Here is a 4,160-nt window from a genome sequence, read left to right on the forward strand (position 1 = left end):
GTCATGCACCGGCTTGTGCGCGGGTATAGCGATGAAGAGCTGGTCGCGGTTAGCGACTATCTCGGCGCGAAAGGAAGCGGCGAATGAGCGATACGGTCCGCCTCTCGCGCCGGGGCCTTCTGGCCGGTCTCGCCGGCACGGCCGCACTGTCCCATCTCACCCCGCGCGCCATCGCCCAGACAAAGGCGAAGCTGGTCGTCGTCGGCGGCGGCTTTGGCGGGGCGACAGCGGCGAAATTCCTGAAACATTTTCTGCCGAATGCTTCTGTCACGCTGATCGAACCGAATGAGCGCTATGTCGCCTGCCCGTTCAGCAATCTCGTCATCGGCGGCCTGCGCACGATGCGTGAGCAGACCTTCACCTATGACGCCCTCAAAGCCGCCGGCATTGACGTCATCCATCAGACCGCCCGCAACATCGATGCCGAGACCCGCACCGTGACCTTGGCTGAAGGCGGCGGCGAGGTCGGATATGACAAGCTCATCCTCTCGCCCGGCGTCGACATCCGATGGCAGGCGCTTGAAGGCTATGAAGAACCGGCGGCCGAGATCATGCCGCACGCCTGGAAGGCCGGCGCGCAAACACGGCTCCTGCGACGCCAGCTTGAGGCCATGGAGGATGGCGGCCTGGTTATCATGTCCGTTCCCACCGCGCCCTTCCGCTGCCCGCCGGGGCCGTATGAGCGCGCCAGCCTGATCGCGCATTATCTGAAGACCGAGAAGCCCAATTCCAAACTCCTCATCCTCGACGCGAAAGACACGTTTTCAAAGCAGCGGCTCTTCGTCGCCGAATGGGCAGCGCGGTATCCCGATCATCTGGAATGGCGCGGCGCATCGGATTTTGGCCGCGTCGTCTCTGTTGACCCGTCCACGATGACCGTCTCGACCGATTTTGAGGATTTCACTCCCAGTGTCGCAAATATTATCCCGCCTCAAAGGGCAGGAGAAATTGCAGGCCGCGCAGGGGTAACCGACCAGACCGGCTGGTGCCCCATCGATCCGCTCGATTTTTCCTCGACGCTGCAGCCCGATATCCATGTCATAGGCGACGCGACCATCGCCGCGCCGATGCCGAAATCGGCCTTCTCGGCCAATCTGCAGGCCAAGTTCGCTGCCATGCAGATCGCCCGCGCGCTGTCCGGCCTCGATGTCGAGCCGACCGTGCTGGCCAATACCTGCTACTCCTATGTCGCGCCCGATGCGGCGATCTCGATCACCGGCGTTTACAGCAATGCCGAGGGCAAGCTGACCAGTATCGAAGGCGCTGGCGGGCTCAGCCCGGACGGTGGAGGCGATCGCGTGCGCGCCGCAGAAGCCGCGCAGGCTGAGGCCTGGTTCCGGACCGTCACAGAAGAGGCGTTCGGATGAGGCTCGCCTTGGCCCGGCTTGCCTTAATCCTCCTCGCCGCCGCCTGCTCTGAGGGCGAGGCCTATGAATTTGCCGGGCCTGTCGCGCTGGACGGCGATGCGATCACAGCGCCGCTGGACGGCAAGACAGGCGATGCGGCACGCGGGCTAGAAATCTTTGTCAGCCGAGAAGAAGGCCACTGTGTCCTCTGCCACGCCATTGAGGGTCTGGACGCCGAGTTTCAGGGTAATGTCGGCCCGGAGCTGACCGGCCTCGCAGATCGCCTCACCCCCGGCGAGATCCGGCTTCGCATCGCCGGCGCACAGAAAATTTGGCCAGACACGCTTATGCCCTCATATTACACGACAGAAGGCCTCAACCGCGTCGCGCCCGAATACCAGGACGCGCCGGCCCTGAGCGCCCAGCAGATCGAAGACCTTGTGGCTTACCTCTCCGGCCTCAAAGCCTGAAACGGACCGTAGATGAAACAGGACGCGCTCAATTTCTCGCTTAACCGCCGCAGCCTGCTCGCGCTCGGCTCAGCCAGCCTTGCCTGCGCGGCCTTCCCGCTCGGCGCAGCTGCAGACGTGGATGACGCTGACGCGGCCATTCGCGAGCTGTTCGGCGATGGCGAGCTGAAAGAGAGCAAGGTCACCGTCAAGCTGCCGCCAATTGCCGAGAATGGAAACTCGGTCGCGATCACCGTCTCGGTCGACAGCCCGATGACCGCGCGCAATCACGTCAAACGCATCGCGATCATCTCCCCGCGCAACCCGATCGCCGAGATTGCCGAATTCAAGCTCGGCCCGCGCGCCGGCAAGGCAGAGGTCTCGACCCGTATCCGCATGGCCGGCACGCAGACCATCCGCGCTGTCGCCGAAATGAGCGATGGCAGCCTGCATATCGGCAAGGCGAGCACGGTCGTTACCCTCGCTGCCTGCATGATCGGATAGGAGGAGCACGATTTGGCCATCCGCATTTCCGCCCCCGACACCGCCGCCAAAGGCGACGTGATCGAACTCAAGGCGCTGATCCAGCATCCGATGGAAACCGGCTACCGCCGCAACAATCGCGGCGAGACGATCGAGCGCGACATCATCACCGACTTCAAATGCGTCTATGACGGCGAGACCGTCTTCGAAGCCAGTCTCCAGCCCGGCATCGCGGCCAATCCTTTTCTCAGCTTCTTCACCAAGGCGACCGTCTCCGGCGATCTCACCTTCACCTGGACAGACCAGGATGGCGAGACCTGGTCGCAAACCCATACGCTCACCGTGGAATGAGGCTCGCTGCGCTTGTCATTCTGGCCGCGCTTTGTGCCTGTTCAGAGCGCGCTCCGGCCAGTGAGCGCACCTATCTCGACCCGGCCGAACGCCAGTCAGGCGCCGCTTTCCTGCAACCCGAAACACAAGCCCTGCAGGCGGATAATTTCGCCAACCCCGGCTTTCTCTGGGTCGATCAGGGCCGCGCGCTGTTCAACACTGCGCCTGCGCAATCGAGAGCCTGCAGCGCCTGTCACGGCGATGACGGGGTGGAACTGAAAGGCGCTGCCGCGCACTATCCTGCCATGGATCAAAGCTCAGGCGACCTCGTAAACCTTGAAGGCCGGATCAATCTCTGCCGTACCCGGCACCAGGGTCTGGACCCGCTCGACTATGAAAGCGGAGATCTGCTTTCGCTGACCGCCTTTGTCGCAAGCCTGTCTCGGGGCGCGCCGATCAGCGTTGATGTCACCGGCGCGGCTGCGGACTGGTACGAACGCGGCGAGGACTATTTCTTCACCCGGCGCGGGCAGTTCAATCTCTCCTGCAATCAGTGCCACAATGACAATTGGGGCAAGCAGTTGCGCGGCGACACGATCAGCCAGGGCCATGGCACGGCGTTTCCCGGCTACCGCCTCGAATGGCAGACGCTTGGCTCGCTCCAGCGCCGCCTGCGGGACTGCGATACCGGCGTGCGGGCCGAACCGCTGGACTATGGCGCCGAGGATTATGTCGCGGTCGAACTTTATCTTGCAAAGCGCGCCGAGGGGCTCGCGCTCGAAGCGCCGGGGGTAAGACGATGAGCTCGGACGAATACTCCCTCAGCATAAGAATCAATTTGCCGAACGGCGGCAGGTTCGGTCCGGGCAAGGCTGCCCTCCTCGAAGCGATCAGCGAGCAGGGCTCGATTACCAAGGCCGCCGAGGCGCTCAGCATGTCCTATCCGCGCGCGCTCAAACTGATCGAGCAGATGAACACCGATTTCACAGCCCCGCTCATCAAGTCGACCCATGGCGGAAAATATCGCGGCGGCTCTGACCTGACTGAGGCTGGAAAAACCGTTCTTGCGCTCTACCATTCGATCACCGACACGGCTTTTGCGAGCAATGTCACAGCGCTGAAAAAGCTCTGGGACATGGAGCCAGACGATATGGTCTGAATTATTAGCTCTGGTCTCGATCTAATTGACCGTTTACAACGGCAGAATGTCCCAGATGGCTGTCGCCTATACCGAACATGCTGAAGACGTCCTCAGCCAGTGGCTAGGCTGGCGTGAGACCGGGCCAGCCGCGCTCGTCATGATCACCGGCACGGTAGGCGGGGCTGTCCGCGCGCCGGGCGCGCTCATGGCGGTCAGCGCAGACGGAGACATTGCCGGCTATATTTCAGGCGGCTGTATCGACGCCGATGTCGTCCTGCAGGCGCATGCGGCGCTCAAGCACGGCCAGGCAAAATCACTGCGCTATGGCGCCGGCTCGCCCTTTGTCGACCTGCCGCTCCCCTGCGGCGGCGCGATCGACCTTGTTATCGAACCGGATGCAGACGTGGAGGC

At 62.9% G+C, this 4,160-nt stretch carries 7 protein-coding genes; all 7 read left to right on the top strand.

Features of this window, described 5'->3' with window-relative positions; genetic code table 11:
- Window positions 1-83: 83 nt before the first annotated feature.
- On the top strand, window positions 84-1,367 hold the full coding sequence (locus WA989_RS14930; RefSeq protein ID WP_424341275.1) for an NAD(P)/FAD-dependent oxidoreductase: 1,284 nt from the start codon (window positions 84-86) through the stop codon (window positions 1,365-1,367).
- Window positions 1,364-1,816, top strand: coding sequence for a sulfur oxidation c-type cytochrome SoxX (gene soxX / locus WA989_RS14935; RefSeq protein WP_424341276.1), 453 nt, complete (start codon window positions 1,364-1,366; stop codon window positions 1,814-1,816). Before WA989_RS14930 ends, soxX begins: the two co-directional genes overlap by 4 nt.
- Window positions 1,817-1,828: 12 nt before the next feature.
- Window positions 1,829-2,299: a thiosulfate oxidation carrier protein SoxY gene (locus WA989_RS14940; protein WP_424341277.1), complete on the top strand. Its 471-nt coding sequence runs from the start codon at window positions 1,829-1,831 to the stop codon at window positions 2,297-2,299.
- A 12-nt stretch (window positions 2,300-2,311) separates the two neighbouring features.
- Entirely contained in the window at window positions 2,312-2,629 is a 318-nt protein-coding gene (soxZ, locus tag WA989_RS14945) for a thiosulfate oxidation carrier complex protein SoxZ (protein WP_424341278.1), read from the top strand.
- Window positions 2,626-3,411 (top strand): sulfur oxidation c-type cytochrome SoxA, encoded by a 786-nt coding sequence (soxA, locus tag WA989_RS14950; RefSeq protein WP_424341279.1) that lies wholly within the window; start codon window positions 2,626-2,628, stop codon window positions 3,409-3,411. The genes soxZ and soxA overlap by 4 nt, the downstream gene beginning before the upstream one ends.
- Window positions 3,408-3,767: a winged helix-turn-helix domain-containing protein gene (locus WA989_RS14955; RefSeq protein ID WP_424341280.1), complete on the top strand. Its 360-nt coding sequence runs from the start codon at window positions 3,408-3,410 to the stop codon at window positions 3,765-3,767. Before soxA ends, WA989_RS14955 begins: the two co-directional genes overlap by 4 nt.
- Before the next feature lie 55 nt (window positions 3,768-3,822).
- Window positions 3,823-4,160: XdhC family protein (locus tag WA989_RS14960; protein ID WP_424341281.1), on the top strand; the 338-nt coding region annotated here is incomplete at its 3' end.

The sequence above is a fragment of the Henriciella sp. genome (assembly GCF_049649345.1).
In the GTDB taxonomy this organism is placed as follows: domain Bacteria; phylum Pseudomonadota; class Alphaproteobacteria; order Caulobacterales; family Hyphomonadaceae; genus Henriciella.

Excerpts from the sequence above, each read along its gene's own strand:
- WA989_RS14930 (WP_424341275.1), top strand. The coding sequence starts at position 84 with ATGAGCGATACGGTCCGCCTCTCGCGCCGGGGCCTTCTGGCCGGTCTC.
- soxX (WP_424341276.1), top strand. The coding sequence starts at position 1,364 with ATGAGGCTCGCCTTGGCCCGGCTTGCCTTAATCCTCCTCGCCGCCGCC.
- WA989_RS14940 (WP_424341277.1), top strand. The coding sequence starts at position 1,829 with ATGAAACAGGACGCGCTCAATTTCTCGCTTAACCGCCGCAGCCTGCTC.
- soxA (WP_424341279.1), top strand. The coding sequence starts at position 2,626 with ATGAGGCTCGCTGCGCTTGTCATTCTGGCCGCGCTTTGTGCCTGTTCA.
- WA989_RS14955 (WP_424341280.1), top strand. The coding sequence starts at position 3,408 with ATGAGCTCGGACGAATACTCCCTCAGCATAAGAATCAATTTGCCGAAC.